General features: G+C 67.8%; 4 protein-coding genes. 3 read left to right on the top strand and 1 reads right to left on the bottom strand.

The window, feature by feature from the left end; translation table 11 throughout:
• The 3 genes from AC2VOP_RS05190 to AC2VOP_RS05200 form a co-directional block, all read left to right on the top strand.
• Positions 1 to 752, top strand: a 752-nt coding sequence (locus AC2VOP_RS05190) for a helicase-related protein (RefSeq protein WP_486959955.1), incomplete at its 5' end; no start/stop codon positions are given.
• A 55-nt stretch (positions 753 to 807) separates the two neighbouring features.
• Positions 808 to 2,241, top strand: coding sequence for an MFS transporter (locus AC2VOP_RS05195; RefSeq protein WP_486959956.1), 1,434 nt, complete (start codon positions 808 to 810; stop codon positions 2,239 to 2,241).
• Positions 2,242 to 2,360: 119 nt separating this feature from the next.
• On the top strand, positions 2,361 to 2,807 hold the full coding sequence (locus AC2VOP_RS05200; RefSeq protein ID WP_486959957.1) for a universal stress protein: 447 nt from the start codon (positions 2,361 to 2,363) through the stop codon (positions 2,805 to 2,807).
• Between the two features lie 32 nt (positions 2,808 to 2,839).
• Here AC2VOP_RS05200 and AC2VOP_RS05205 read toward each other — a convergent pair.
• Positions 2,840 to 3,267, bottom strand: a 428-nt coding sequence (locus tag AC2VOP_RS05205) for an MBL fold metallo-hydrolase (RefSeq protein ID WP_486959958.1), incomplete at its 5' end; no start/stop codon positions are given.

The raw sequence follows: 3,267 nt of genomic DNA on the forward strand, positions 1-3,267 counted from the left end.
CCGAAGACCTCACCGACTATCTGCTGGAGATGGGTATCCGGGTGCGCTACCTGCACTCCGAAGTCGACACGCTGCGCCGGGTGGAACTGTTGCGGCAACTGCGGCTCGGCGACTACGACGTGTTGGTCGGCATCAACCTGCTGCGGGAGGGCCTGGACCTGCCGGAGGTGTCGCTGGTGTCGATCCTCGACGCCGACAAGGAGGGCTTCCTGCGCTCGTCGCGCAGCCTGATCCAGACCATCGGCCGCGCCGCCCGCAATGTCTCCGGCGAGGTGCACATGTACGCCGACACCATCACCGACTCGATGCGGGAAGCCATCGACGAGACCGAACGGCGCCGAGCCAAGCAGATCGCCTACAACACCGAGCACGGCATCGACCCGCAGCCGTTGCGCAAGAAGATCGCCGACATCCTCGACCAGGTATACCGCGAGGCCGCTGACACCGCGGACACCGAGGACGCCAAGGAGGCCAAGGCAGCCCCCATCCCCGTCGGCGGGTCCGGGCGCAACGCGTCTCGGGGCCGGCGGGCCCAGGGCGAGCCGGGCCGGGCCGTCAGTGCCGGTGTGTTCGAGGGCCGCGACACCGCCAACATGCCGCGGGCAGAGTTGGCCGACCTGATCGGTGATCTCACCGAGCAGATGATGAATGCCGCGCGTGACCTGCAATTCGAGCTGGCCGCACGGATTCGCGACGAGATCGCCGACCTGAAGAAGGAACTGCGTGGAATGGATGCCGCAGGCGTGCCGTGACGCGCCCGGTGTGAATCCGTTTTCGCGTCTTGTGCCGATCCGTGGTTGACTGCACATGGTGGTGCATCTGACAGAACCAGCGACGACGACAACTGCAGGCCGCTGGCGAGATCTGTTCGGTTCGCAGTATTTGGGCGTTTCGGCTGTGCTCGCCGGCGGCGTGGTGTTGTATGCGACCAACGAGTTCTTGACGATCAGCATGCTGCCGAACGTGATCAAAGATATCGGCGGCGAGCGGCTCTATGCCTGGGTGACCACTCTGTACCTGGTTGGGTCGGTGGCGGCAGCGGCCGCGGTGCATGCCGTGCTGGTGCGGGTCGGGGCGCGATCGGCCTATCTGTTGGGGCTGTCGTCGTTCGGCGCCGGGAGTGTGGTTTGCGCACTGGCACCGACAATGGAGGTCTTGCTGGCCGGCCGCACTCTGCAGGGCATAGGCGGCGGCCTATTGGCCGGTCTGGGCTACGCGCTGATCAACGCCGTGCTGCCGCAGTCACTGTGGACCCGCGCTGCCGGGCTGGTCTCGGCGATGTGGGGGGTCGGCACGCTGGTCGGGCCGGCGGCGGGCGGCATGTTCGCGCAGTTCGGTATCTGGCGCGGCGCTTTCGGGGCGATGGCAGTCCTGACCGCGGCGATGGCCGTCTTGGTGATCACGGTGCTGGCGCCGGTCGGCGGTGAATATCGCGGCGAACCGATCAAGATACCGGTGCGCTCGTTGCTGCTGTTGGGTGCTGCCGCACTGGTGGTGAGCGCCGCGCAGTTGCCGCACAACCTGGCCCTGGCGGCCGGGCTGCTGGCCACCGGCGGGGTCCTGCTGGGGGTGTTTTTGTTCACCGATCGGCGGGCGTCGGCTGCCGTGTTGCCGCCGAGTGCTTTCCACCCGGGTCGGGAGAAATGGATCTACCTGACGCTGGGGCTGTTGATGTCGACGACGAAGGCCAACCTGTATGTGCCGCTCCTCGGTCAGCGACTGGCGCATCTGACCCCGGTGCTGGCCGGATTCCTGGGTGCTGCACTGTCGACCGGCTGGATGATCAGCGAAATCGCCAGCGCTTCGCTGAGCAGGGCGCGTGTCATCACCGGGCTGGTGGTCGCCGCGCCACTGGTGGTGTCTGCGGGACTGACCGTGGCGGCGTTCACCCGGATGAGTCACTACAACCCCGCCGCCGTCGGCGTTGTCTGGGCGTCGGCGTTGCTGGTCGTCGGCGCCGGTGTGGGTGCCAGTTGGCCGCACCTGTCGGCATGGGCGATGAGCTGCGTCGACGATCCTGCCGAAGGCGGCACGGCGGCGGCGGCGATCAATACCGTGCAGCTGATCTCCGGTGCGTTCGGCGCCGGGATAGCCGGTCTGGTGATGAACACCGCCATGAGTGCGGGCATGCCTGCGGCCCGCTCGCTGTTCGCGGTGTTCGCGGTGTTCGCTGCGGTGGGTTGCCTGTTCGCTTATCACGCGATCCGAGGCTCCGGCGCTGCGTCGACCACCGCCGATTGATTCAGCCCGGTGAAATCAGGGCACCGAGACGAAGCCGTGTCGCCAATCGCACCCACCGCGGCGTGTCGACGCGCTACTGTCTCGGTGGCGTTATCACTAGTCACTGGGAGGGTGTACGGATGAGCGGCTATCAGACCGTGGTGGTCGGCACGGACGGCTCGGACTCGTCGCTGCGGGCCGTCGACCGGGCAGCTCGGCTCGCGTCCGGGTCGGGAGCGACGTTGATCGTGGCCACCGCGTACCTTCCCCACGAGAACGACACGCGGGCCACCGACGCCCTGAAAGACGAGGGCTACCAGGCGACGGGCAACGCGCCGCTCTACGCGATCTTGAAAGAAGCGAGAGAGCGGGCCCAGGCCGCGGGCGCCAGCACTGTCGAGGAGCGACTGGTCGAGGGCGCCCCGGTGGACGCACTGGTTGACCTCGCAGAGAACGTCGGTGCGGATCTGCTGGTCGTCGGCAACGTCGGCCTGAGCACTATCGCCGGCCGGCTGCTCGGGTCGGTTCCGGCCAACGTGTCCCGCCGCGCGAAGACCGACGTGCTGATCGTGCATACGACAGGCTGATTAAGGGCTGATTGCGGGCTGCCTCACCGCGCTCACCAGCCGCGTGCCCGCCACTCGTCCAGGTGCGGGCGCTCGGCACCCAGGGTGGTGTCGTCGCCGTGGCCGGGGTAGACGACGGTGTCGTCACCGAAACGATCGAAGACCTTCGTCGTGACATCGTGAAACAGTGACTCGAACTCCGCCGGTTTGGTCGTCTTGCCGACCCCGCCCGGGAACAGGCAGTCGCCGGTGAACAGCTGGGCCACTCCGCCGGCCGACGCGCCGCTCAACACCAGGGCGACCGAGCCCGGAGTGTGCCCGCGCAGGTGGATTACGTCGAACATCAGATCGCCCACCTCGACGGTGTCGCCGTCGGCCAGGATTCGGTCGGGCCGCACCGGCAGCGGATCGGCGTCGAGTGCATGCGCGGCAGTCGGCGCCCCGGTGGCTTCGGCCAGCGCCGCCAGCGCCTGCCAGTGGT

The sequence above is a fragment of the Mycobacterium sp. TH-M106 genome (assembly GCF_057473765.1).